Annotated in this window: 25 protein-coding genes and 3 pseudogenes; 8 read left to right on the forward strand and 20 right to left on the reverse strand. The window is 33.1% G+C overall.

Annotated elements, in window-relative coordinates; all coding sequences use genetic code 11:
* Position 1: 1 nt before the first annotated feature.
* On the reverse strand, positions 2-316 hold the full coding sequence (locus ISP02_RS13045) for an SGNH/GDSL hydrolase family protein (RefSeq protein ID WP_235980510.1): 315 nt from the start codon (positions 314-316) through the stop codon (positions 2-4).
* Positions 317-907: 591 nt separating this feature from the next.
* On the opposite strand from ISP02_RS13045, the pseudogene ISP02_RS13300 reads away from it, so the two are divergent.
* A pseudogene (locus tag ISP02_RS13300) lies at positions 908-1,046 on the forward strand (tyrosine-type recombinase/integrase); the annotation flags it as partial.
* Positions 1,047-1,187: 141 nt separating this feature from the next.
* Here the strand turns inward: ISP02_RS13300 and rpsR are convergent.
* From rpsR to rpsF, 3 genes are all read right to left on the reverse strand, one after another.
* Positions 1,188-1,430, reverse strand: a complete 243-nt coding sequence (gene rpsR / locus ISP02_RS11560) for a 30S ribosomal protein S18 (RefSeq protein WP_048793676.1) — start codon at positions 1,428-1,430, stop codon at positions 1,188-1,190.
* Between the two features lie 100 nt (positions 1,431-1,530).
* Positions 1,531-2,043: a single-stranded DNA-binding protein gene (gene ssb / locus ISP02_RS11565; RefSeq protein WP_048793677.1), complete on the reverse strand. Its 513-nt coding sequence runs from the start codon at positions 2,041-2,043 to the stop codon at positions 1,531-1,533.
* A 14-nt stretch (positions 2,044-2,057) separates the two neighbouring features.
* Complete coding sequence (gene rpsF / locus ISP02_RS11570) at positions 2,058-2,363, reverse strand: 30S ribosomal protein S6 (RefSeq protein WP_048793678.1); 306 nt, start codon at positions 2,361-2,363, stop codon at positions 2,058-2,060.
* Between the two features lie 337 nt (positions 2,364-2,700).
* Between rpsF and ISP02_RS11575 the strand changes: the two genes are divergently transcribed.
* Positions 2,701-3,486: a GH25 family lysozyme gene (locus ISP02_RS11575; protein WP_195721687.1), complete on the forward strand. Its 786-nt coding sequence runs from the start codon at positions 2,701-2,703 to the stop codon at positions 3,484-3,486.
* Between the two features lie 40 nt (positions 3,487-3,526).
* On the opposite strand, the gene ISP02_RS11580 is transcribed toward ISP02_RS11575, so the two are convergent.
* From ISP02_RS11580 to ISP02_RS11630, 11 genes are all read right to left on the reverse strand, one after another.
* On the reverse strand, positions 3,527-4,378 hold the full coding sequence (locus ISP02_RS11580) for a hypothetical protein (RefSeq protein WP_195721688.1): 852 nt from the start codon (positions 4,376-4,378) through the stop codon (positions 3,527-3,529).
* A 12-nt stretch (positions 4,379-4,390) separates the two neighbouring features.
* Positions 4,391-4,717, reverse strand: coding sequence for a hypothetical protein (locus ISP02_RS11585; protein ID WP_195721689.1), 327 nt, complete (start codon positions 4,715-4,717; stop codon positions 4,391-4,393).
* Between the two features lie 209 nt (positions 4,718-4,926).
* Positions 4,927-6,024: a redox-regulated ATPase YchF gene (ychF, locus tag ISP02_RS11590; RefSeq protein WP_195721690.1), complete on the reverse strand. Its 1,098-nt coding sequence runs from the start codon at positions 6,022-6,024 to the stop codon at positions 4,927-4,929.
* Positions 6,024-6,239, reverse strand: coding sequence for a DUF951 domain-containing protein (locus tag ISP02_RS11595; RefSeq protein ID WP_195721691.1), 216 nt, complete (start codon positions 6,237-6,239; stop codon positions 6,024-6,026). The genes ychF and ISP02_RS11595 overlap by 1 nt, the downstream gene beginning before the upstream one ends.
* A gap of 27 nt (positions 6,240-6,266) precedes the next feature.
* A complete protein-coding gene (locus ISP02_RS11600) occupies positions 6,267-7,145 on the reverse strand; it encodes a mechanosensitive ion channel family protein (RefSeq protein WP_195721692.1) in 879 nt (292 codons plus the stop codon).
* 348 nt (positions 7,146-7,493) lie between these two features.
* Positions 7,494-8,183: a type 1 glutamine amidotransferase domain-containing protein gene (locus ISP02_RS11605; RefSeq protein ID WP_195721693.1), complete on the reverse strand. Its 690-nt coding sequence runs from the start codon at positions 8,181-8,183 to the stop codon at positions 7,494-7,496.
* Positions 8,184-8,205: 22 nt separating this feature from the next.
* The gene (locus tag ISP02_RS11610) at positions 8,206-9,207 is read right to left on the reverse strand and encodes an NADP-dependent oxidoreductase (protein WP_195721878.1); all 1,002 of its coding nucleotides are present in this window, start codon (positions 9,205-9,207) and stop codon (positions 8,206-8,208) included.
* Between the two features lie 120 nt (positions 9,208-9,327).
* On the reverse strand, positions 9,328-10,251 hold the full coding sequence (locus ISP02_RS11615) for a low temperature requirement protein A (RefSeq protein ID WP_195721694.1): 924 nt from the start codon (positions 10,249-10,251) through the stop codon (positions 9,328-9,330).
* Between the two features lie 39 nt (positions 10,252-10,290).
* Positions 10,291-10,638 (reverse strand): MerR family transcriptional regulator, encoded by a 348-nt coding sequence (locus tag ISP02_RS11620; RefSeq protein WP_195721695.1) that lies wholly within the window; start codon positions 10,636-10,638, stop codon positions 10,291-10,293.
* A gap of 157 nt (positions 10,639-10,795) precedes the next feature.
* Positions 10,796-11,554: an SDR family oxidoreductase gene (locus ISP02_RS11625; RefSeq protein WP_195721696.1), complete on the reverse strand. Its 759-nt coding sequence runs from the start codon at positions 11,552-11,554 to the stop codon at positions 10,796-10,798.
* Positions 11,555-11,825: 271 nt separating this feature from the next.
* Positions 11,826-12,644 (reverse strand): NmrA/HSCARG family protein, encoded by an 819-nt coding sequence (locus ISP02_RS11630; protein WP_195721697.1) that lies wholly within the window; start codon positions 12,642-12,644, stop codon positions 11,826-11,828.
* A gap of 294 nt (positions 12,645-12,938) precedes the next feature.
* On the opposite strand from ISP02_RS11630, the pseudogene ISP02_RS13150 reads away from it, so the two are divergent.
* The 4 genes and pseudogenes from ISP02_RS13150 to ISP02_RS11645 all read left to right on the forward strand — a co-directional run.
* Positions 12,939-13,088 (forward strand): annotated as a pseudogene (locus ISP02_RS13150) (TetR/AcrR family transcriptional regulator); the annotation flags it as partial.
* A 284-nt stretch (positions 13,089-13,372) separates the two neighbouring features.
* Positions 13,373-13,468: pseudogene (locus tag ISP02_RS11635) on the forward strand (SDR family NAD(P)-dependent oxidoreductase); the annotation flags it as partial.
* 72 nt (positions 13,469-13,540) lie between these two features.
* Positions 13,541-14,551: an amidohydrolase family protein gene (locus ISP02_RS11640; protein ID WP_195721698.1), complete on the forward strand. Its 1,011-nt coding sequence runs from the start codon at positions 13,541-13,543 to the stop codon at positions 14,549-14,551.
* 15 nt (positions 14,552-14,566) lie between these two features.
* Positions 14,567-15,400, forward strand: coding sequence for an alpha/beta hydrolase (locus ISP02_RS11645; RefSeq protein ID WP_195721699.1), 834 nt, complete (start codon positions 14,567-14,569; stop codon positions 15,398-15,400).
* A 345-nt stretch (positions 15,401-15,745) separates the two neighbouring features.
* Here the strand turns inward: ISP02_RS11645 and ISP02_RS11650 are convergent, their stop codons facing one another.
* The gene (locus tag ISP02_RS11650; protein ID WP_195721700.1) at positions 15,746-17,062 is read right to left on the reverse strand and encodes an MFS transporter; all 1,317 of its coding nucleotides are present in this window, start codon (positions 17,060-17,062) and stop codon (positions 15,746-15,748) included.
* A 271-nt stretch (positions 17,063-17,333) separates the two neighbouring features.
* On the opposite strand from ISP02_RS11650, the gene ISP02_RS11655 reads away from it, so the two are divergent.
* Both ISP02_RS11655 and ISP02_RS11660 read left to right on the forward strand, forming a co-directional pair.
* The gene (locus ISP02_RS11655) at positions 17,334-18,383 is read left to right on the forward strand and encodes an ABC transporter permease (RefSeq protein ID WP_195721701.1); all 1,050 of its coding nucleotides are present in this window, start codon (positions 17,334-17,336) and stop codon (positions 18,381-18,383) included.
* Between the two features lie 13 nt (positions 18,384-18,396).
* Complete coding sequence (locus tag ISP02_RS11660) at positions 18,397-19,059, forward strand: ABC transporter ATP-binding protein (protein ID WP_195721702.1); 663 nt, start codon at positions 18,397-18,399, stop codon at positions 19,057-19,059.
* Positions 19,060-19,102: 43 nt separating this feature from the next.
* On the opposite strand, the gene ISP02_RS11665 is transcribed toward ISP02_RS11660, so the two are convergent.
* From ISP02_RS11665 to iolB, 4 genes are read right to left on the reverse strand one after another with little or no spacing between them, the layout of a single operon-like run.
* Positions 19,103-19,942 carry a class II fructose-bisphosphate aldolase gene (locus ISP02_RS11665; protein WP_195721703.1) on the reverse strand — a complete coding sequence of 280 codons (840 nt, stop codon included), beginning with the start codon at positions 19,940-19,942 and terminating at the stop codon, positions 19,103-19,105.
* Between the two features lie 24 nt (positions 19,943-19,966).
* Positions 19,967-21,880 (reverse strand): 3D-(3,5/4)-trihydroxycyclohexane-1,2-dione acylhydrolase (decyclizing), encoded by a 1,914-nt coding sequence (iolD, locus tag ISP02_RS11670; RefSeq protein WP_195721704.1) that lies wholly within the window; start codon positions 21,878-21,880, stop codon positions 19,967-19,969.
* On the reverse strand, positions 21,880-22,848 hold the full coding sequence (gene iolC / locus ISP02_RS11675; RefSeq protein ID WP_195721705.1) for a 5-dehydro-2-deoxygluconokinase: 969 nt from the start codon (positions 22,846-22,848) through the stop codon (positions 21,880-21,882). Before iolC ends, iolD begins: the two co-directional genes overlap by 1 nt.
* A gap of 11 nt (positions 22,849-22,859) precedes the next feature.
* The gene (iolB, locus tag ISP02_RS11680; RefSeq protein WP_195721706.1) at positions 22,860-23,678 is read right to left on the reverse strand and encodes a 5-deoxy-glucuronate isomerase; all 819 of its coding nucleotides are present in this window, start codon (positions 23,676-23,678) and stop codon (positions 22,860-22,862) included.
* Positions 23,679-23,689 lie beyond the last annotated feature (11 nt).

Raw genomic sequence — 23,689 nt, forward strand, 5'->3', positions numbered from 1 at the left:
TTTATTCTTTGAACATATGAATTTTTTCTACCCCTGCTAAAGTAGTACCTGATATCGCTTCCTTTGTAGTGTTGACCTTAGACTCTTCTTTTAAAAACTCAACAAATGATACTCCATGAGATGCTGCTCCATAAGTTATAGAAGAACCTAAAAAAAGAATCTTTTTACTATTTAACTTATCATCTTTCTCTAAATATAAAGCATTAGGACGAAATTTACTTGCATTCCCTTTTTTTATATCATTTAATACACTAAAGACTGTTGAAAAAATTTTTTTCGCCATATATAAACCAATTAAAACAGTTAATTTTTTCAAAGCTATCACTCCTTTTAAATAAGTAAAGTTAATTAAACAAAGTATATCTAAAAAAAATAATAGAAATCATTCAAAATGTTAATCTAAAATTTCATTTTATTTCAGTTATTTCACTTAATTTTATCTTAATTAAACCAGTTTCTTCATTTACTCGATAAGTTGAAACCTACTGCAGTTCCTTTATATATAGCAACAAAAAATCACCCAGTGACTAGTGTAGGTGACTGGAAGTTATATAATTTTTTATTTCTTATTACTTAAATATATCGGAATAAATAATAGTAACATAACACTTAAAATGCATGGAAGAATCTCAAAAAACATCTTATAAACCACCTTTTTTATTAAGATAGCACAAAATAGGGCAAGTACATAAGTGCTTATCCCTAATGATTGTATATTCGATTATACTTCGTCCTCTATTGCTACGTAAAAACAACCACCTAAAAGTGATCGCAAAAAGTTTGTTTTGATTTCATAGTCAATAAACATCTATTTATGTATTTTAATAGCCCTATTGTTTTTTTATGAACAAACAAATACGGTTTACTGACGAATAGCTTACTCCGAATATTTCAACACTTGTCCTAGTTAGGTATTAACTTAAAAGCAAGTCAAGCACACGGTAGGACATTCAGACCATAAAATGGTGCTAGAGGTGTATACACACGTCACAGATAAAATGGCTAAAGATATCATGAGTAAATTGGAAAATATAAATTTTAGTTAAAATGCACGTTTAGTACGGCTTTTTTTGGTGGATATCACAAGTAATCATACTCTGCCAATTTTTGCGAAATTTAAAACTTAAACAACACAAAAATAACCCCGTAAGCCTATGCTTACGGGGTTTGTACAGATACAATATCTATTATTGTTCTTCTTTAACATATGGTAATAATGCCATATGACGAGAACGTTTGATAGCGATTGTCAACATACGTTGATATTTAGCTGAAGTACCTGTTACACGACGAGGTAAAATTTTACCACGTTCAGAAATAAAACGTTTTAATAATTCTGTGTCTTTATAGTCGATGTGTGTAATTCCGTTTGCTGTGAAGTAACAAACTTTTTTACGACGACGTCCGCCTCTTCTTGGTCCACCTGCCATGGTTAACTGCCTCCTTCAAATTAGATTTTTATAATATGTTCATTGTTTGTATTGTTTATCTTAACACTCTCAAAAATAGTGTTTAACTATGCACTAATAATTAGAATGGTAAGTCATCATCACTAATATCAATAGGGCCGTTCGCATTAGCGAATGGGTTATCTGATTGATTATTGTTTGATGAATTGTTGTTATTGCGTGACGTGTTTTGTCCAGATTGTTGACCACCAAAGCTTTGACCGTAATCTTGGAAGTCATTGCCTCCAGATTGGTTTTGGCGTTGGTTGTTTTGGTTTTTAGGTTCAAGGAATTGAACGCTATCACAAACAACTTCTGTAACAAAGATACGACGTCCTTCTTGGTTTTCATAACTACGTGATTGTAAGCGACCGTCAACGCCAGCTAAGCTACCTTTTGATAAGTAGTTATTAACATTTTCTGCTTGTTTTCTAAAAACGACGCAGTTAATGAAATCAGCTTCGCGTTCCCCTTGCGCATTGGTAAACGTACGATTTACCGCTAAGGTAAATGTCGCAACGCTCACGCCTGAGGGTGTTGTTCTGTATTCTGGATCCTTAGTTAAACGACCTACTAAAACAACTCTGTTTATCATTTAAGCGCCCCCAATTATTTTCTTGTCTTATCTTCGTCTTCACGGATAACGATGTAACGGATGATATCATCGTTAATTTTAGCTAAACGTTGGAATTCGTCAGTAGCTTCGTTATCTTCTGTTTGAATACGAACGATGTTGTAGTAACCTTCAGTGAAATCATTGATTTCATAAGCAAGGCGACGTTTACCCCAGTCTTTAGCTTCAAGTACTTCTGAACCTCTTGAAGCTAAAATGCCGTTGAAACGTTCAACAACTGCTTTTTTAGCATCTTCTTCAATATTCGGACGAACGATATACATAACTTCATATGTTCTCATTTATCTTTGCACCTCCTTGTGGACTATACGGCCTATTAAAAATCAATAGGCAAGGAATAATTTTCATTACTCACAATCAAGAATTATAGCATATGATTTTACATTTTACAATGCGTTAAACATGTTCAAGTTCTTAAAAACTTAATTAGAGTGTGTAGTTTGACAATTCAATAGTAACTTTAATTAAAATTAATTAAAATGTTTTGTTGCACTATTTAAATATTTTAAAAAGTAAGGTTGCTAAAACGCTTTAATTATTTTAGCATAGGTGCTAATTAAATTTAAAAATATTCAAACATCAATCTTAGCGGATTAGATGTTGAAAAGGAGAAAAATTATGGTTTCAGTTATGAAAAAAGGAATTGTAACGACGTGTGCTGTAGTAAGTGCGACGTTTTTATCTTATTCAGTACATGCTGCTGAACAACCAAATGCTCAAAAAGGGACAATGGGTTATGGTTATAAACAATATTTATCAAAACATCCAGATAAAAAAACTCAAAATAAAGTGCAAACAGAAACAGGTACAACTCAACAAGGTAAACGTGTCTTAGATATTTCAGAATGGCAAGGGGACTTAACTGCAGATCAAGTTAAGAAGTTAAAAGCAAACTATGATTTTATTATCATTCGTGCCCAATATGGTTCCGAACATATTGACACTTCACTCGAACATAATTCTGAACTATTGGATAAATATGATTTACCATTTGGTGTTTATTCTTACAGCATGTATGAAAATCCTGATGATGCAAGATACGAAGCACAAACGTTATATAATAGAGCACCAAAAGCAAGTTTCTACATAAATGATTTCGAACAAAACACAGTGACTTCAGGAAGTATTGATGATAGTACGAATGCTTGGTACGACGAAATGAAAGGTCTAGCAGGTAATAAAAAGGTCTTACTTTATTCATACCAAAACTTTATGGAAGAGAATTTGACTAATACTGTTAGTACTTATGATGGTTTTTGGTTAGCTAATTATAGTGAAACACAACCTTCACGCGAGTATGCATTATGGCAATACACTGATCAATACCACTCACCTGAAATCGATCAAGATGTCGACGCAAATTATACAAGTCCTGACAAAAATACAAGCTGGTTCATTTCATAATAACTCATAAAGACCAAGTCTTCATAGGCTTGGTCTTTATCTACATATATTCATCTATAAACAGATTAATGTGCTTGTCTTCAAGTTCTTCGACAACCTTTTCTTCTTCTTCAACATTTATAAACCATTTGCTGTCAATCCACAATTGATAATGTAAGACTTCATGTAGCAATATACGACATATATTGAGTTCGGCATCATAGTGTCCCAATTGTTCGACTAAATATGGATAATCTTTTGCTGTAACCTTTATTATAGCTTTATCAAAGGGTGAATGTGGCGCGCTATATTGACCGGCAAAATCATATTCCTTTGCCGAGATTTTAATATCGACAGGCATAGGAAAGTTAAATTGTCCTTTTATATATTGTGTACATAGTTGCAATGTCTTTTTTAAATGTTTATCAACTTGACGTGTGTAACTGACCGCTATTGTATTTTCTGTAATTGGCGTTGGCTTATACTTTAAAAAATAATATTGGTACATCATCTTTTGTTGTAAAAAAGTCACCGTTTGATCATCTTTATGAGATTTAAGCACTGCACCATAGCTTTGTTGTCGTTTATCTGCAATAAAAAAAAGAGCTAACTCTCTACAAATATCATATAAAACCGTTAATAACACATTGTCTTCGGCAGAAACACTTTTAGAGTAATAACTTTCAGGTTGCCGATAATCTTCTATATCATTAAGTGAATATATTATTTTGCGACTTTCTTTTAAAACAACCGTATCTTCTATGCAACCATTCACATAAAGCGTGTCATTTGTGAATGTTATTTTAACTGGCTTTGTCGTTATGTATTGGTCTTTCAACCAATTATGAAATAAACGCAACATCGTTTCCAATTGATGCGTTATATTATCATACTCAAAAATTACTGACTTCATATTGTTGATCCTTTATCGTTTCTTTTTATTTGAGCCTTTCGTCTTTTTTCCACCTTTATGTTTCTTACTCGGTGTATGCTTTTTAACATTTTTACTTCTAGGGTTAGACTTCCCTTTCCATTTACCATTATATCGCGCTTTATTTTTCATCTCGCCACCTTGCTTACGTTTCCCACGTGCATCGGCAACGTTAGACAAAGGATTGTATTCATTTATTTGTTGAACATTTTTACTCTTTATATATTGTTGATCTTCATTTGCGAAGAATTCAACTGCTGAAAAACTTAACACTAAAGTTAACATACTTGCGATAATTTTAGTTTGAATTTTTCTATACATAATTACAACTCCCCTCATATTGGATAGGAATTATTATATATAGAAAAGTAGGGTTATAACCTATAGATTTATTATAGTTAACATCTTTAATATTAAAAATTAAAACATAGTCTCGACGACCATTTTTTATTTTTACTCAATCCGCTAATTATTTTACAACTAAAAAACACTTCCTAGACATAAGGAAGTGTTCATCAAATTTTTAAATATTATACGTTAAATCTAAAGTGAACGACGTCTCCGTCTTTCATAATGTATTCTTTACCTTCTAAACGCTGTTTACCTGCTTCTTTAGCGCCGTGTTCGCCGTTGTATTCTACATAATCGTCATAAGATGTTACTTCTGCACGTATAAAGCCACGTTCAAAGTCAGTATGAATAATACCAGCACATTGAGGGGCAGTCATACCTGTCGTAAACGTCCATGCGCGTACTTCTTCGACACCTGCTGTAAAGTATGTTGCTAAACCTAATAAGTCATATGTTGTGCGTATTAAACGATTTAGACCTGGTTCTTCAATACCTAAATCTTCAAGGAACATTGCTTTGTCATCTTCGTCTAAGACAGCAATTTCTTCTTCTATTTTAGCACTAATAACGATAACCTCTGATTCTTCTTTTTCAGCGTATTCACGGATTGCTTTGACTTTGTCATTTTCATCGTCGTTAATTTCATCTTCGCCAACGTTAGCGATATATAACATGTCTTTTGAAGTTAGTAATTGTGCTTGGTTTACAAACTTTTGATCTTCATCATTAAACTCTATACTACGTACCGGTTTACCTTCTTCTAACGCTTCTTTAATTGTTGTTAAAATACGTACTTCATTCACTGCATCTTTATCTTTTTGTCGTGCCATTTTTTCTACTTTAGGCAAACGTTTTTCTACAGATTCTAAATCTGCCAATACAAGTTCCATATTTATAACTTCGATATCTTCAATAGGATTCACGCGACCAGATACGTGTGTCACATTGTCGTCATCGAATGCGCGCACTACTTGGCAAATCGCGTCTACTTCACGGATATGAGATAAAAATTTATTACCAAGGCCTTCACCTTTAGAAGCACCTTTTACGATACCCGCTATATCAGTAAATTCAAATGTAGTTGGGATCGTTTTTTTGGGGTTAACCATATCTGTTAAAACATTTAATCTACTATCCGGCACTTCTACAATACCGACGTTAGGATCAATTGTTGCGAATGGATAGTTTGCTGCTAGCGCACCTGCTTTTGTTATTGCATTGAAAAGTGTAGACTTCCCTACATTAGGTAGACCTACAATACCTGCTGTTAAAGCCATTAGTTATTCTCCTTATCTTCCTCTACTTGATTAGACACAAGTACTTTTTTTAATTTTTTATTGAATGTCTGTCTTGGGATCATAATACTACGCTGACAATTTTCACATTTTATACGAATGTCTGCGCCCATACGAATAATTTTAAAACGATTTGTGCCGCATGCATGTTGTTTTTTCATTTCTACTATATCATTAAGGTTATATTGCGCTGTCACTCTTCACACCTCCGACATGGACTACGTTTAAATATTACTATTAGCATCGTTTTGTATCATAGTTGGTTGCGGTACTTCAATTCCCTTTGCATTAAAGAAATGTTGAATTTCTCTACGTAATATACGCGCCCCCGAGGCACCTTCGCCTGGGATTGTCTCTGCAGAAATACGTAAAATAAGTTCATCTCTTGTAAATTCATCAACACCTATAAATTCTGGCGTCGTAATAAATAAATAATATTTCGAACGCATAGAAATGAATAGTTCTTTTAACTGTTCTTCTACTCTATCAACATTTTCAGTAACTGCAATAGGTATTGCTACGATTGCTGCACCATTTGTTACAGAGAAGTTAGTAATTTCACCCATACTGCCATTTGGTAAGACTGTGAGTTCACCACTTATAGTGTTAACACGTGTTGATCTTAACCCAATTGATTTAACGGTACCTTCTGCTACTGTAGTACCTCCACTATTTATTTTAACATAATCACCAACGTCAAATTGATTTTCAAAAATAATAAAAAACCCTGTAATAATATCTTTTACGACTGTTTGAGCACCAAAACCAACTGCTAAGCCGACAACGCCTGCGCTGGCAATTATACCTTCAACTTTAATACCTAATCTGCTAAGGATAGTTGTTACGACGATAAACCATACTACATAAGTAACGACATTTTGCACAAGTGAAATCAGTGTTTGTGAACGTTTCTTATTGGCTTTTCTGCCTTTATTTTGAACTTTGAAGAATTGTTCAATCACTTTGTTTGTAATTCGTATTACGATTAATGCAATGATGATATAGACGATTATCATAATTAAATTCGATATTAGCGTTTGATAAGTTTCTGGTTTAGTTAAAGGTTCGACAAGTGAACCTAGAATTGATTTAACTTGATTCAACAATATATCCTCCTCGTTGCTAATCTAAAAGTTCATTATACGTTGTTATTTGTCTAAACAACTCCAACTTAAGCTTTAAATGTAATATTTAATATTTCAAATTGCAGGTTCCATATTGTCTATATCTGAACATACTCGCTCATTATAGCAATAATTCACAGCACGATAAAGCAAATTATTTTAGGTTAAGCGAACGAATTAGCGTATCAAAAGACCTCCCTCAAATTATCTGCTATTTGAAGAAGGTCTCTGTATATTTAATAAAGGATCAGGATGGTATCTTTATCACCCACAGTAATTGATAAATAAGTATGCGTAGCATCTTTTTTATTACCCTTTAGGCTACCTTCAGTCTAAACGCCACAACGCATCTATTGCTTGCGCTACTTGTTTTGAAGATTGTGGATTTTGTCCAGTTACCAATCTGTCTCTTACTTTTACGAAAGGTCTAAATGGTAGTTTGGCTTTACTGTATTTGGCACCCCGGCTTTTTAATTTTGTTTCTAATTTATAAGGTACGTACTTACTACGATTAGCTAATAGCTCTTCTGTATTGGAAAAACTTGTTATTTCTTTATTATCGATAAAAAATCTCCCGTCAGCATTTTTTACATTTACTAAGGCGGCAATACCGTGACAAACGGCAGCAACAATACCGCCATTGTTGTAAATGTGTTTAACCGCTTCTTGAATATACTCATTATCTGTAAAGTCATACATCACGCCATGTCCACCAGTGAAATATATGCAATCATAATAGGTTGGATTAGCTTCACTAATAGGTTGCGCGTATTTTAATAAATCCATGAAATTTTGGTTTTTGTAATATGCTTTTGTAGTTTTATCTAGTATTGCTGGGCTAAGACTAACGGGGTCGATCGGCGTATTACCACCGCTAATGTTATAAATATCGATTTCATAGTTATTATCATTAAAATAATCATAAAAATGTACTAATTCTCCGAACCAAAGTCCCGTTTTTTTGTAATGTTCACCAAAGAAATCTGAGCTTGTGTTTACAATTATAATTTTTTTCACTTCTATCACAAACCTTTATTTATTATTTATCCATTGAAATTACAATTTTTCCCTTTGCTTTACCACTACTAGAATATTCTAATGCTTCTTGCGTCTGTTCAAATCCATAAACTTTATCAATTATTGGTATAATCTTGCCTTCATTTATTAAGTTGCTAATAGTATTTAGCTGTTCTCCACTCGGCTGCATAAATAAAAACTCATAATTGACATTGTATTTTTGGGCACGTTTCACTAGTTTGGCAGAAGCACCACGTAATAACAATTGTTTAAATTTATTAAGATTTAACTGTTTTGCTAATTTAACCGTTGGAATACCAGAAACCGAAGCAATCGTGCCGTGGGGTTTCAATACTTTAAATGATTTATCTAAATTTTCACCACCAAGTGTATCAAAAGCACCGTCATAATTATTTAAACGTTGTGAGAAATCTTCGGTCTTATAATTAATAATTTCGTCAGCACCTAATGCTTTTACAAGTTCATAGCCACGTTCACTTGCCGTTGTAGCAACATATAGTTCCATAGCTTTTGCTAATTGAATCGCAAAGGTGCCTACACCGCCTGCGCCTGCCTGGATTAGTACTTTATTCCCTGCTTTAAGATCCATAATATCGTTAAGCGCTTGGTAAGCAGTTAGACCTACTAGAGGGATGCTCGCCGCTTCTTCAAAAGATAATTTGTTTGGTTTAAGCGCAATCTCACTTGCATCGACGGAAATATACTCTGCAAATGTACCTATTTTCTCTTTTCTTGGTCTGCCATATACTTCATCACCAACTTTAAAGTCTTCCACCTTACTACCTACTTCTGTAATCACACCTGCAAAATCATTACCCAATATTAAAGGAAATTGAAATTTTAATAATAGTTTCAAACCACCATCACGTATTTTATAATCTATCGGATTAACGCTTGCAGCTTTTATTTTCACTCTAACTTCATAAGGATTCATACTTGGTAATGGCATCATTTCTTTTTGTACAGGATTGTTACCGTATTTGTGAACGACCATAGCTTGCATGTCAGTTTTCATAATTTCACTCCTAGCATTAAATGAATTCGTACTATCCCAAACTATTACACTCATGATTACGCAAAAATAATGTTTTAGCAATTCATAAATCTGCTCTAAACTTACTTATCACTTGTTTGCTGTCTTTGTTTTATGCGCAGTGACATTACTATAAACAATGATGAAAAAGAAAATTACAAAAATAACAAAGCCATATATTTCTCCGGTACTTAAATGATGTTCCGCTAGCATTTTATTCATCAATAAAAATATAATATCTAGCGAATAAATTAAGAATAAATGCATATACATCGTCATAAAACCTGTTTTACTCTGAGTATTTTTATCGGTAGATTTATAATGCAATGTATAAACTATAAATAAAATAATTATGAAGACAAAATAAAGTGTATCCATAATATTTACATGATTTAATTCAATGTTTTGAATTAATAATACAAGCCCTTCACCAAACAATAATATAATTAATAAACTTAGACGTTCGGTTAAATGATTAAAGAAAATAGCATTTTCTTCTGATACGCTATAGAATAGTAATGGATAAACTGCAACGATAAATATGCCGATAAAATACACCCAAAAATTAACTTGTGAAGGAAGTAATATAGATATTAGTGCTATAATTACAGTAAGTGATAAACCTGTCGAATATACTTTCACTAGTCGTGCATCAACTTTTGGTCCACTAAGTTTATAATTAATAAAATATTGAATAATAATGCTGAAATAAACGAGTGCTGAAGTTAGTACAAAAGGCTTAAATGTATGTTGAAAGTCACCATTAATTGCTTTCGACAAAATAATAATTAAAAACATATCTATAAAAACAAATAAATATTGGTACCACTTCTTATTAAATAATCTATTTACAAGCAATGTACGATAAATCCAAATCGTATAGAATACAAGGAACAACATAAAACTTTTTCCTAATCCTTCCGGTGACATTAAATTATGTGACAATCCTTCAATCGTGTGATTAATCGTTGCTAATATATAGACGAAAATCAAATCAAAAAACAACTCCGTCATGCTGACTTCTTTTTTGTCCCTACTTCCACCGCTTTCCTATTATTCATTCTCTAAAATTTTAAATTTATTATCTAAAGTAGCTAGGCCATCTTCAATTAAAGATTTCTGATGCAGTAAATTGGCTTTGTGTCGTTCAAATATAGCTTGTCGTTGCGACTTAGTCGCACTACCTTGTACATATAATTCTGCTACTTCTTTTAATTGTGTTACTGGCATATGCGTTTGGCGCATACATTTAATAAATTCTATCCAGTACAAATCTTCTTCTGAAAAATCTCTGTAACCGTTGTTATCACGTGCAACAAAAGGAAAAAGGCCAGCTTTATCATAATAGCGAATCGTATGTTCACTAATGCCTAAATTTTCTGCGACTTGTTTTACATGCATAAGTTCGCCTCCCACATAACATGATATTACTTTTCTTCATACCCTACACTAAATTCGTTAAGACATAAAAGGAGTTATAGAAAAACAATACTCCGCTTCTCTATAACTACCTTTTTGATTCAATATCAAATATTATAATGTTCTTTCCTACTAACTATTACCGTGTTGTATAACCGCCGTTAGCAAATAATGTTTGTCCATTAATCCACCAACCATCTAACGTTAAGAAAGTGATAATAGGCACAATGTCTTCAATTTGTGTTAATTGATTATGCAGTGCCTGAGATTTATGAAATTCTACCGCTTCAGCTTCTTCTTGAGGATAAAAGAAAGGTGTATCCATTGGTCCAGGTGCTACTGCATTAACAGAAATACCTCTATTCATAAATTCTTTAGATGCGGCACGTGTATAATGTTCAACCGGAGCTTTCTCTCCTGCATACGTACTATAAAATCCGGTATATGCTGCAAGTAATGACGTCGCTAAAGTAATTATCTTACCATTATCATTCATATGTTGTTCTGCATATTTAATGAAAAAGTAAGCTGCTTTTGCGTTAATGTTTTGCATTTGATCAAACTCTTCTTCTGTTACTTCAGCTATAGGTTTCTTCAATACTTTACCTACAGTATTTATGGCAACATCTACTTTGCCGAAAGTTGCCTCACCATGTTCAAATAGCGCTTCAATATTAGCTATCTTTGTTAAATCTCCTTTAAAGAGCGTGGCTTCACCACCTAACTGTTCTACTTTTTCTAATGTATCTTCAGCTTCTGACAAGGAGTTGTCATCATGGTGATGAATAATCAATTTGGCTCCCTTCTTAGCATAAGTCGTGCTTAATAAACCGCCTAAATTTTTTGCACCACCTGCGATAACGATAACTTTCCCATCTAAACCATTAAATTTACCCATGTGTGATACCTCCTTTAAATGTATAGTTTCACTATAATCCTTAGAGTACACTCTCATGCAAATAACTACATATTTGCCTCTGATTCTTTTATTAGTCAATACAAAAAAGAGGTAAGACAGAAATCGTAATGACTTCATTATCCTACCTCAGGAAAAGATGAAAAATATTGAAATAAGCGAATTTGAACGCCGTTTTTTAGTTAGCAACCTAGTTGAATTGATATAAGAATTTGAACACTATAATCATCTACTCTAGTTACAACATGTGTTATTAAAATTGTTGGTTTCTTATCCAATCATTTAAATGTAATCGCTCAGGATTAAGTTGGTCCATTTGGTCGAAATCGACTTCATAACCTTTTTCTTCTAGCCACGATCTATCTACAGTTTCACTAGTAAATGACCCTTGAATAATCGCCAGTTTAGAAGTTGCCGAAGAGAATATTTCTATTACTTCATTTAATGATAATTCGTCAGATGCAATTTCTATGGATTGATGGTTAAATTTTGGTATTGTCTTAAAAATATTAGCGACTATTTTTGCTATATCATTAGTAGAAATCATCGCAAACTTAATGTCAGGTGCGATAAATTCCGGGATATAAATTCGACCTTCTTCGACAGTTGCAATACGCAAAAAATTATCCATGATAAATGTTGGTTTAATAATTGTATAATTTAGTGTTGATGCTGCTAGAGTGTTTTCAATTTCAGCTAATGCTTCAAAATGTGAGCCTGTACGATTACGGTTCACGCCACCTGCCGTACTATACACTACATAGTTTATATTTTGTTGTTCTGCCGTTTCTATAATGAGAGTACCTTGGCGTAATTCTTCCTCAACATTATCTTTAATAATAGGCTGAACACTATAAACACCATATTGATCTGTCATTGCCTGTACTAATACATCCTTATTATTTAAGTCACCTTGAAAAATTTCTAAATTAGTATGATGTAAAGCGGCTAATTTTTCATTATTAGCATTACGTGTCAATGCGCGGACATTCCAACCTTCATTCAGCAACTGCTGAACTACCGCATAACCTTGCTTTCCAGTTGCTCCAATAACAAGTATACTTTTTGTCATTTATTGTTCACCTCCATAGTTATTGCAACCCAGTCACAATTTCGTTGGGGCACAGTCATTCGACTTGTGCTATTTGATCTCATTATTCATTATATCATGGGTATAGTTATAAGCATTAATAACTCCTCGTAATCATGAGTAAATCATTTCGCTATCTTACTTTAGACGATTTGTCTTTTGAATAGATTTATAACTCACTTAACTTTGAATTAATTGTTTATTAAAATGCTAACCTTCATAATAAACGGAGAGGAATCCACTTCATACGATTAATATAATTAGGATGGAGTATTAATGAGAAAAGATGCACAATATAATAAACAACTTATTGAAACAACCGCACATGAACTTTTCCATAATTATGGTGTTGCCCAAGTAAGTATGAACCAAATAGCTAATACTTTAGATATGGGAATAGGTACATTGTATCGTCACTTTGGTAATAAAGGATCTTTGTGTTATCAATTAATACATACTGAATTCTATTTATTAATCGAAGATATGCAACGTATTGCTCAAATTGAAAAGACGAAGCGAGAAAAATTTATTAAATCGATTGATCTTTTTTTAAATTTCAAATGGATAAATAAAGATTTATTAAGTTATGTTGAAAACACTACTCAAAAGTGGAATTTTAAAGAATCTGATATCTATCAAACACTTTTTAATTACTATTTACCATTAATTGGTCATGATTCAGATGAAAGGCTATCCAAATTTAAGGTAGAACTGAAGGTATCAAACCTATCGTCAAACTGGCCACAATCGATAAAGATGGTCCAACAGGTATATTTATCGATAGCAATGGCACAATGCCTTGGTAATTAACTTTTAATAGGTCAAAATAGCAATTTCTTTCAATGTATATTAATGTATATTAATGGAGGCTTTAATTTATGAATAGTATTACTTTTGAAGAACACTTTGTATTAAAGGAAGTACAACAACAGATGGGTGATGCTTTAAAGCCATCACCTAAAGGCGTACCTTTACAAGCCATGTTAGAAGCATTGGAACAACAAACTGGATTTACTAACGAAGATGAATTAAGCAAACATGACAAACGAATTAATTTTATGAATGAACAAGACGTACAAATGCAAGTTTTATCTTATGGAAATGGTTCGCCGTCCCTACTCACGGGAGATAAAGCTATCGAGTTATGCCAGTATACGAATGATCGTTTAAAACAATATATCGCTACACATTCAGACCGTTTCCTCGGCTTTGCAACGTTACCAATTAATGAACCAAAAGCAGCAGCTACTGAATTAAAACGTTGTATTAATGAACTCGATTTTAAAGGCGCACTTATTTCCGGTCGTTCAAACGGTAAGTTTTTTGACAACCCTGAGTTCGAGGTTATTTTTGAAACGGCAGAACAACTTGATGTCCCAATCTATTTACATCCTGCACCAATAAGTGATGATGCATACCAAGCTTATTATCAAAGCGATAATTATTCAGATGCTACTGCTGCTACATTTGCTAGTTTCGGTTATGGATGGCATATCGACGTTGGTATTCACACAATGCGACTTGTGTTAAGTGGTTTATTTGATCGCCATCCTAATTTATCTATAATTATTGGTCATTGGGGAGAGTTTACACCATTTTTCTACGAACGTATGGACGATATTATACACGCACCTCATTTAAATCATGAACCAAGCTATTATTTTAAAAATAATTTTTATATCACACCAAGTGGCATGTTGACGAAACCACAATTCGATATGGTTAAAAACGCTGTTGGTATTGACCACATTTTATATGCTGCCGATTACCCTTATGTACAGCCAGAGAACCTAGGCACATTTCTAGAAGAATTAGGGTTAACTACTGAAGAACAAAATAAAATAAATTATAAAAACGCAGAACGTTTATTAAAGCTTAAACAAAATTAAAATGGAGGCATTTATATGCATACATTAGACCTACCGGGGGCTAAACTTCGTTATTATAAAGTCGGCCAAGGCCCTATTCTTATACTTATACCGGGTGCAAATGGAACGGGTGATATCTTTTTACCATTAGCCGAACGACTAAAAGAATATTTTACAATTGTCACAATAGATAGACGAGATTACGGTAAAAGCGAATTAACGAAATCACTACCTGAAGAAGCCAATAAACCTGATAGTGAATATCGTGTTAAAAGAGATGCTCAAGATGTTGCAACACTTGCCCAACAACTAAGCGATGGACCGGTTTATGTGTTAGGTTCAAGTTCAGGGGCTATCGTCGCTATGCATGTGTTAAAAGAACATCCAGAAGTCGTTAAAGAAATTGCTTTTCACGAACCGCCTATTAATACCTTTTTACCTGACAGTGACTATTGGAAAGAAAAAAATGATGAGATAGTTAGTATCGCTTTAAATGAAGGATTGCAACAAGCAATGCAAGTGTTTGGCAAAACCCTTAATATTGCGCCTTTAGATGCTAAAAGTATGTCACAACCTGTTTCTGAAAATGATGAAGATAAAAAAGAGCAATACAACAGTATGATGTTTTGGATCGAATACGAAATCAGACAATATACTCATTCCGACATTAAATTATCCGACTTGATACAATATAAAGATAAAATAGTGCTATTTAATGGTACTGATTCAAAAGGATCATTCCCACAAGACGTAAACTTTTATATTAATGAGCAAACAAATATCAATCTTTTAGACATTCCTGGAGGACATCTTGGTTACGTACAAAAACCAGATGGCTTTGCAGAAGTACTACTAAACATATGGACGTAGGGACTTCGATTTATGCTTTTTGAACGTAATAATGCTTATACAACAAATAAGATTATTAACTTAGTTATTAGAAAACACTATCATTTTAATAAACGACCATAGACAAAAATTCTTTTATGATAGTGAGCAATTTTAATATCAAATAAAAAACAACGGTAGCTTTTGTACCGTTGTTTTATTTATTTCTAATATTAATAAAGTAGAATAACTATCACATCTTACTTTCATACTAAAAATATAACTTGCTTGTTTTCGCCTCGCAAGATAATGATATAACACGGTACACTTCTACCGACATGATAGATTTAGTGTGAGCTTTCGTAAATAAATTTAAAAGTTTAATCGTTACTCATCGTAACTTATATTAGGTTTAGATCCTTTCAATGGCTTGTTTGACGTTGCCTTAAAGTATATACCAAATACAATTATACCTATCAAATTAACTATCATAAGATAAAATGCAGGGTTTAAATGACCACTCTTTAAATTACTTAATAGTGATAGAATAAACGGGGTTACCCCTCCAAATACGGCAGTTCCTATATTATAAATAATTGATAAAAATTTCATACGCACATTCGTGTGTGTAATTGCAGGGAGCGTTGAAGGCATGACGCCATTAAATACAGAGAGCATAATTGCAAAAATCATTATACCAACAAATACTATAATTATATGATTATTACCATTCATCAAAAGAAATGCTGGTATTGAAAAGCATACAAAACTGCCTAATCCGTAAAGAATAACACTTTTATTATTAAATTTGTCGCTTAACAAACCAAAGCTAAATATAAACGGCAACATTAATATTAAAGCTATGGCATTAAGAATTGTAGAAAATTGTGGGTCCAATCCTACATTAGTCTTTAAGAACGATGGTAAGTAAGTTAAAAACATATAATTATTAACATTTAAAAATATGACAGCTACAGCCATAATAAATGCCTCTTTTTTATAATTTTTAAAAGCTGTTAATAGATTATTTTGTGTATCGTCCTCTTTATTTTTAAATGATGGTGTTTCATCTAATTTGTAACGTAAATAAACAACAATAATACCAAATGGCGCCGCTAATAAAAATGGTAACCGCCAGCCCCAAGTTGTAATTTGATGTTCTGAAAGACTAAATAACAATATTGCTACAGTAATAGCTGCTAATGCGTTGCCGATCATTGTCCCCATTTCTAAGCCACTTGTTAGGCGACCTCTTTTATCATCAGGACTACTTTCGACAATATAAGTCATAGCACCACTATATTCGCCACCCGTAGAAAAAGATTGTAGCATTCTAACAACTAATAATAAGATAGGGGCCCAAATACCAATTTGGTCAGAAGGCGGTAAAACACCTAACGCTAAGGTTGAAGACGCCATTATAGTGATAGTAGTTGTTAAGACTATTTTTCTACCGTACCTATCACCTATATAGCCAAAAAATACGGCACCTATCGGTCTAACTAAAAAGGCAATTGCAAATGTTCCAAATGTAAAAAGCAATTGATTTTTCTCAGCAACATCGCCAAAAAAGTTACTACTAATATATGTTGCAAGCTGTGCGTATAGTGCAAAATCAAACCATTCTATTGCATTTCCCGTTGATGTAACGAAAACTTTTTTAATCACTTCAGAGCTCTTAATTAAATTACGAGCCTGAGCCATATCCACACTCCTTTCTAAGATTTTTATATATAAAACTTGCTTAAAATTACCGTGTTAATCATCGATGTGTAATTATTATTTCCGTTTGAAATGCTACAAAACAATGTTACACAATATATTAAAAAAATAATCATTAAATGAGATTTGGTATATATTTAAAATCTATAGCAATTCTTTTTCAATACATATTTAGCAAATTAGATAAAAACAATAATTATAGATGGTACAATATACACTAAGTTGAATTATTTTAAATTTAAGGGGGACATTCATGTTTCTTGCCTGGAATGAAATTAAACATAACAAATTAAAATTTAGTCTAATCATTGGTGTGTTAATTATGATTAGTTATTTACTTTTTTTATTATCGGGGTTAGCAAATGGCTTAATTAACATGAATAGAGAAGGCATTGATAAGTGGCATGCCGATGCTATCATACTTAAGAAAGACGCCAATCAAACCGTCGAGCAGTCTAACTTTAATTTAGATAAAGCACCAAATGACTATAAAAAACAAGCTTCACTAAAACAAAGCGGCGTGATTGTCTCTAACAGCAAGCACGAAGAGAATGCATTACTTTTTGGCGTGGCGAAAGATTCATTTTTAATGCCGAAGCTTATAGCCGGTCATAATTTTAAAAAAAATAATGACGTCGTGGCGGACGAAACATTAAAAGAGAAAGGTTTTCATCTTGGGGACAAACTCTCACTGTCACAATCTGATGAAAAGTTAAAAATTGTAGGTTTTAGTAGTAGCGCAAAATATAATGCCTCTCCAGTACTATTCACAAATAACGCAACGATTGCTAAAGTGAATCCTATGTTGTCTAAAGACAAAACAAATGCAATTGTGGTAAAAGATAAGCATTGGAAACAACAATCATTAGATAATAACTTAGAAGCTGTTGGCATTAGCAAGTTTGTAGAAAATTTGCCTGGTTATAAGGCACAAAATTTAACATTAAACTTTATGATATCATTCTTATTTATCATTTCAGCAACAGTTATCGGTATCTTTTTATATGTAATGACATTACAAAAACTTAATTTATTCGGTGTCTTAAAAGCACAAGGTTTCACGAATGGTTACTTGGCCAAAGTTGTACTATCACAGACCTTTATATTATCGTTAATCGGTACGGTTATCGGCTTAGCATTAACGTTACTAACAAGTCTATTTTTACCGAGTGCAGTGCCTGTAGTCTTTAATTATGCAACATTACTTATTTTTGGAGTGGTCTTAATCATAATTTCAATGCTGGGCAGTCTATTTTCCGTCTTAACTATTAGAAAAATCGACCCATTGAAAGCAATAGGATAGAGAGGTGAGCTCAATGTTAACTTTCAAAGATGTAACGAAAGATTTTAAAGACGGTAATCATATTATTGAAGCTGTAAAGCAGACGAATTTAACTTTTGATAAAGGCCAATTAATTGCGATTGTAGGTCCTTCAGGTTCTGGAAAAAGTACTTTTTTAACGATAGCAGGTGCACTACAAACACCAACTTCAGGAGAAGTTTATATCAATGATACACCGCTGTCTACTATGAAACAAAAACAATTAGCGCAGACACGCATGCGTGAAATTGGTTTTATTTTACAAGCAACCAACTTAGTACCTTTTTTAACCGTTAAACAACAATTTAAATTATTAAAAAAACGAAAAAAGGATGTTATGCCCGACGAAGCACTACAAGAATTATTGTCACAATTAGGTTTGTTAGATATTCAAAACAAATTGCCTAGCGCAATCTCCGGTGGGCAAAAACAACGTGTGGCGATTGCTAAAGCACTTTATACTAATCCTTCAATTATATTGGCTGATGAACCAACCGCTTCATTGGATACCGAAAACGCTCTAGAAGTCATGAAAATCCTGCAACAACAAACAAAAAAGAGAGATAAAACATGTATATTCGTTACTCACGACGAACGTCTTACAACCTATTGCGACAAGGTATATCATATGAAAGACGGTAATTTAGCGTTAGCATAATAAAATGCCCTACAAAACATTTATTTTGTAGGGCATTTTTACTTTAAGCTTGGTTATTACTATTGCATTTTTTTATTATTTCGCTAACTTTATTTTTTATTGCTTCTGTACTCGGCTTTAAAATTTCTTGAGGACTATATACAAGCGGATTATCTATCAAATAATCTCTTAAAGTTCGACTCCAAGCCATATTAATTTCTGTATTAAAATTAATTTTAGCATGACCATAACTAATAGCTTTTGTTATATCTTCATCTGATAAACCTGAGGCACCGTGTAAAACTAAAGGAATATTTAACATCTTATTAATTTGCTTCATTCGACCAAAGTCCAAATCTGGTTCTCCTTTATATTCACCGTGAACAGAACCTAAGGCTGGAGCTAATGTATCAATACCACTCTCATATACTAATTGTTTACAATCTTCTATGCTTGCGTATTTTAAATCATTAGTTAATCCATCTTCAGTGCCTCCTACGGCACCTACTTCTCCTTCAACATAAACTTTATTACGTTGTGCATAATTTACTACTTGCCTTGTTAATTCAACATTTTCATCAATTGGTAACTTAGAACCATCGTACATTACTGAATCATAGCCAGCATCGATAGCCTTCTGGCAGCCTTCCACGCTCAAACCATGATCTAAATGTAATATCACTGGTACAGATATATTCATTGCTTTCACTTTCTTCTTGATTACGTATGCTATAAAATCATAGCCACCTAAAAATGAAATATTTTTATCCGTTGTACCTAATATTATTGGAGATTGTTGCTCTTCAGCTGCTGCTAATACACCCTCAATCCAAACAAGCCCGTTAATATTTATTTGTGGAATTGCATAGTGCCTTTTAAATCCTTCTAAAATATATTTCTTCATATAACATTATCCTCAACTTAAAAATTAATAGCGTTTAGCATTTAAAAGATGTTGGTCAATGCTTTCACGAGCGTTATTTACGCTATTTTTATCAGAGTCTTGCGATACTCCTACATGCCAAAATGAAGAGTAATCTCCAGTCATAGTTTTCGGTAAAACTTTTATATCAATTAATGTAGATTGTTTACTATTTTTGGCAGTTGATAAAGCATTTTTTAACTCTTCGGCTGATTTTACTTTGAATGTATTCGCACCATAGCCTTCTGCAACCTTCGCATAATCAATATTCATGACATTCCCTTCATTATCCAGTAACTCTGTACAAAAACTGTCACTGCCATTGCCCATTTGCAAATTATTAATACATCCATAACCACTATTATCAAAAAGTAAGATATTGATTTTATAGTTATACTGCAATGCTGTGAGCAATTCAGTATGTAGCATTAGAAAACTGCCATCACCGACTAATGCATATACCTCTTTATTTTGTTCTGCTATTTTTGCACCTAATGCTCCTGCGATTTCATAACCCATGGTTGAATAACCATATTCCATGTTATAAGTATTAAAACCTGTTGATTGCCATAATCGCTCTAAATCACCTGGTAAAGAACCTGCAGCTGCTACCACAATTGCATCATCATCTATCAAGTTATTAATTTCTATTAGCGCATTAGTTTGAGGTAATGAAGTTGATAAGGATTGTCTATATTCGTTTAGATGTTCAGCATCGAAATGTTCTGCTATTTCAGGTGTATAATTTTCGGACTCACTATCAATTTTTTCTAATCTTACTCGTTCTTCATGCCATTCTTGTTGTAAATTTTTTAATTTGTCTGACAATTCAAAGCGAACTGAAGCTAATTCTTTATTTAAAATGCTTATACTTTCTCTAGCATCCCCTATAACTTGTAGGGCATCCATTTTATAAGCATCTACTCTGTTTACATTCAAGTTGATGAATTTTGTTGAATTAAAATCAAATGCCGTTTTAGAACTAGTAGTAAAATCAGAATAACGGGTACCAACACCGATAACAACATCAGCTATTTTGGCATATTCATTAGCAACACTATTCCCAGTTACACCTAGTCCACCTAAATTGTAAGATTCTGATGATAAAATAGTAGATTTGCCTGCCTGTGTTTCCACCATTGGTATACCAGTATGCTTAAAAAATTCTTTTAATTCATTTTGTGCTTCAGAGTATTTAGCTCCTCCACCTACAATAACTAACGGATTTTTAGAATTCTTTATAATATCAATTGCCTCATCGATAGCTCTTGTTGGAGGCGCAACTCTATCCACATAGTGAATTCTTTTTTCAAAAAATTCTTTTGGAAAATCATAACTTTCACCTTGTACATCTTGACTTAATGCAATCGTAGCAGGGCCAGCAGTCGCTGGATTAGTCATAACTTCAAACGCTCTTATTAGTGCAGACATAATTTGCTCGGGTCTCGTGATTCTATCAAAATATCTTGAAACTGGCTTTAAAGCATCATTAGTCGTAATGCCAATGCTTTGTTGTTGTTCAATTTGTTGCAATACCGGATCTGGCTGACGTGTAGCAAAAGTATCACCTGGTAGTAAAAGTACTGGTATATGATTTGCTAAAGCCGTTCCTGCTGCAGTAACTAAATTAGCAGAACCAGGGCCAACTGATGATGTAACTGCATATATTTTTTGTCTCAAATTTTGTTTGCTATATGAAATTGCGACATGCGTCATACCTTGTTCATTTTTACCCTGAAGTATTTTAAAGTCATCTTGATATTTAGACATTGCTTCACCGAGTCCTAACACATTACCATGACCAAAAATATTCATAATGCCATCAACAAATCTTTGTTCCTTACCATCTATTACAATATACTGTTGTTTTAAAAATTTAATTATAGCTTCACCCGTAGTGATACGAATTGTATCAGTCATTACATCACCTCATTTGATTGAGAAGCTATCAGTGCTTCTATGTCATTTAATGTTGGCATAGCTTCGGATGAACTATGACTACTTACAACAATTGCGGCAGATGCTGCGCCATATTGTAATGCAGTTGGGATATCATGATTTTGTGACAACGCATAAAGGAAAGCTGCAGCATATGAATCACCTGCGCCAAATGTTTTAATTACTTTAGCCTTAAATGCTTGTCCTTCAAATACTTCACCTGTTTGCGTATACGCGTGTGACCCTTGCACACCACGTTTAATCACTACTAATTCAGCAGAATATTTAAGTAGTTCATTAGCTATATCAACATCTTCCAATGCTTGATAATGCGTAATCATATCAAATTCATCTCTCGTACCAATGACAATATCGGCTTGTTCGGCCACTAATTGATAATAAATTGATGTTTCTTCTTCATTTTTCCAAGAATAAGGGCGATAATCTAACTCAAATACAACCTTAACTTGATTTGATTTAGCAATTTGTAATGCTTTTAATATCGCTTCTCTTGAGGGAGATTTGGCTAATGCTGTACCTGATATTAGTAAATATTTACTATCTTTTATATAATCAGCGGAAATATTTTCAGGTTTTAAATTCAAGTCCGCAACACTGTCTCGATACATCAAAATATTTGATTCGCTTGGGCTTTTTATTTCTGTAAACGTAAGTCCAATTTTATGACCTTCTTGATCTATTGTTACTTGAGAAGTATCAACACCAGTTTGTTCTAAATAGTTAGTAGCAAATCGTCCATGCTGGTCATCGGAAACATTAGCAACAATACCCACATTCAAACCTAACTTTGCTGCACCTATACTTATATTGACCGGAGAGCCACCCACATATTTTCTAAAAGTTGCCGTTTCTTCCATAGGTCTGTTAATTTCTACTGAATTTAAATCAATTGCTATTCTGCCAATTGCCACAATATCTTTTTTCGTCATGCTCTGTCATCTCACTTTCTATTAAGTATCCACTCATGATCTTTGTCGTTATTAAATTTCCATGTCTTTTTTGGACCAGCCATAATATTTAAATAATAGGCATCATAGCCATCAGGAACGCCTACTGGATGATAACCTCTTGGTACAATTACAGCATCTTGATGTTCAACAGCCATTGTTTCATCAAGAGAACGGTCATCAGTGTATACACGTTGAAAAACAAATCCTTGTTCAGGATTGATTTCATGATAATAAGTTTCTTCAAGTAAAGATTCTGCAGGGAGGCTGTCTTGATCATGCTTATGTGGTGGGTAACTAGACCAATTTGCCTGATTTGTATAAACTTCAACAACTAATAAATTTTCACTCGCTTTATGCGTATCAGGTAAAATATTATGAACATGACGTTTATTATTATATTGACCTCTGTCCTCAACAGAGTTATCTTCAGCTTTAATCAATTCAGAAGGTCTTTGTTCATTACAAGGAGCAAAGCAACAAATTATTTTGATATCACTTGTTGCCTCTATCCGAACGTTTTTATCTCTCGAAATATATACGCTATCAGTGGGTATACGATCAAAAATAGACCCACGTTGACCTATATTTGAAAATGTTTTTTCTCCATCAGATACATTTGCAGTACCACTCAACATAACTACACATAATTCGAGTTCCTTAGTTTCAATAGTGTAGGTATAACCTTTACTAATTTCTACTACGGAAAACCCTATATAATTCAAATCTAGTTCAGTCGAACTATAATTATGAACAATCGATATACCTTCAGAAACTTTATTATTTTTAGCTTTTTTTAATAACGTTGACATAAATATCTCTC

Origin of the sequence: Staphylococcus durrellii (assembly GCF_015594545.1) — a bacterium.
In the GTDB taxonomy this organism is placed as follows: domain Bacteria; phylum Bacillota; class Bacilli; order Staphylococcales; family Staphylococcaceae; genus Staphylococcus; species Staphylococcus durrellii.

What these genes read in the sequence shown, in the direction of transcription:
- ISP02_RS11610 (WP_195721878.1), bottom strand. Translation starts at nt 9,207, where the DNA reads ATGCAAGCTATGGTCGTTCACAAATACGGTAACAATCCTGTACAAAAA.
- ISP02_RS11615 (WP_195721694.1), bottom strand. Translation starts at nt 10,251, where the DNA reads ATGACGGAGTTGTTTTTTGATTTGATTTTCGTCTATATATTAGCAACG.
- rpsF (WP_048793678.1), bottom strand. Translation starts at nt 2,363, where the DNA reads ATGAGAACATATGAAGTTATGTATATCGTTCGTCCGAATATTGAAGAA.
- ISP02_RS11665 (WP_195721703.1), bottom strand. Translation starts at nt 19,942, where the DNA reads ATGAAGAAATATATTTTAGAAGGATTTAAAAGGCACTATGCAATTCCA.
- iolC (WP_195721705.1), bottom strand. Translation starts at nt 22,848, where the DNA reads ATGACGAAAAAAGATATTGTGGCAATTGGCAGAATAGCAATTGATTTA.
- rpsR (WP_048793676.1), bottom strand. Translation starts at nt 1,430, where the DNA reads ATGGCAGGTGGACCAAGAAGAGGCGGACGTCGTCGTAAAAAAGTTTGT.
- iolD (WP_195721704.1), bottom strand. Translation starts at nt 21,880, where the DNA reads ATGACTGATACAATTCGTATCACTACGGGTGAAGCTATAATTAAATTT.
- ISP02_RS11630 (WP_195721697.1), bottom strand. Translation starts at nt 12,644, where the DNA reads ATGACAAAAAGTATACTTGTTATTGGAGCAACTGGAAAGCAAGGTTAT.
- ISP02_RS11575 (WP_195721687.1), top strand. Translation starts at nt 2,701, where the DNA reads ATGGTTTCAGTTATGAAAAAAGGAATTGTAACGACGTGTGCTGTAGTA.
- ISP02_RS11585 (WP_195721689.1), bottom strand. Translation starts at nt 4,717, where the DNA reads ATGTATAGAAAAATTCAAACTAAAATTATCGCAAGTATGTTAACTTTA.
- ISP02_RS11655 (WP_195721701.1), top strand. Translation starts at nt 17,334, where the DNA reads ATGTTTCTTGCCTGGAATGAAATTAAACATAACAAATTAAAATTTAGT.
- ISP02_RS11660 (WP_195721702.1), top strand. Translation starts at nt 18,397, where the DNA reads ATGTTAACTTTCAAAGATGTAACGAAAGATTTTAAAGACGGTAATCAT.
- ISP02_RS11645 (WP_195721699.1), top strand. Translation starts at nt 14,567, where the DNA reads ATGCATACATTAGACCTACCGGGGGCTAAACTTCGTTATTATAAAGTC.
- ychF (WP_195721690.1), bottom strand. Translation starts at nt 6,024, where the DNA reads ATGGCTTTAACAGCAGGTATTGTAGGTCTACCTAATGTAGGGAAGTCT.
- ISP02_RS11650 (WP_195721700.1), bottom strand. Translation starts at nt 17,062, where the DNA reads ATGGCTCAGGCTCGTAATTTAATTAAGAGCTCTGAAGTGATTAAAAAA.
- ISP02_RS11620 (WP_195721695.1), bottom strand. Translation starts at nt 10,638, where the DNA reads ATGCATGTAAAACAAGTCGCAGAAAATTTAGGCATTAGTGAACATACG.
- ISP02_RS11640 (WP_195721698.1), top strand. Translation starts at nt 13,541, where the DNA reads ATGAATAGTATTACTTTTGAAGAACACTTTGTATTAAAGGAAGTACAA.
- iolB (WP_195721706.1), bottom strand. Translation starts at nt 23,678, where the DNA reads ATGTCAACGTTATTAAAAAAAGCTAAAAATAATAAAGTTTCTGAAGGT.
- ISP02_RS11580 (WP_195721688.1), bottom strand. Translation starts at nt 4,378, where the DNA reads ATGAAGTCAGTAATTTTTGAGTATGATAATATAACGCATCAATTGGAA.
- ssb (WP_048793677.1), bottom strand. Translation starts at nt 2,043, where the DNA reads ATGATAAACAGAGTTGTTTTAGTAGGTCGTTTAACTAAGGATCCAGAA.
- ISP02_RS11625 (WP_195721696.1), bottom strand. Translation starts at nt 11,554, where the DNA reads ATGGGTAAATTTAATGGTTTAGATGGGAAAGTTATCGTTATCGCAGGT.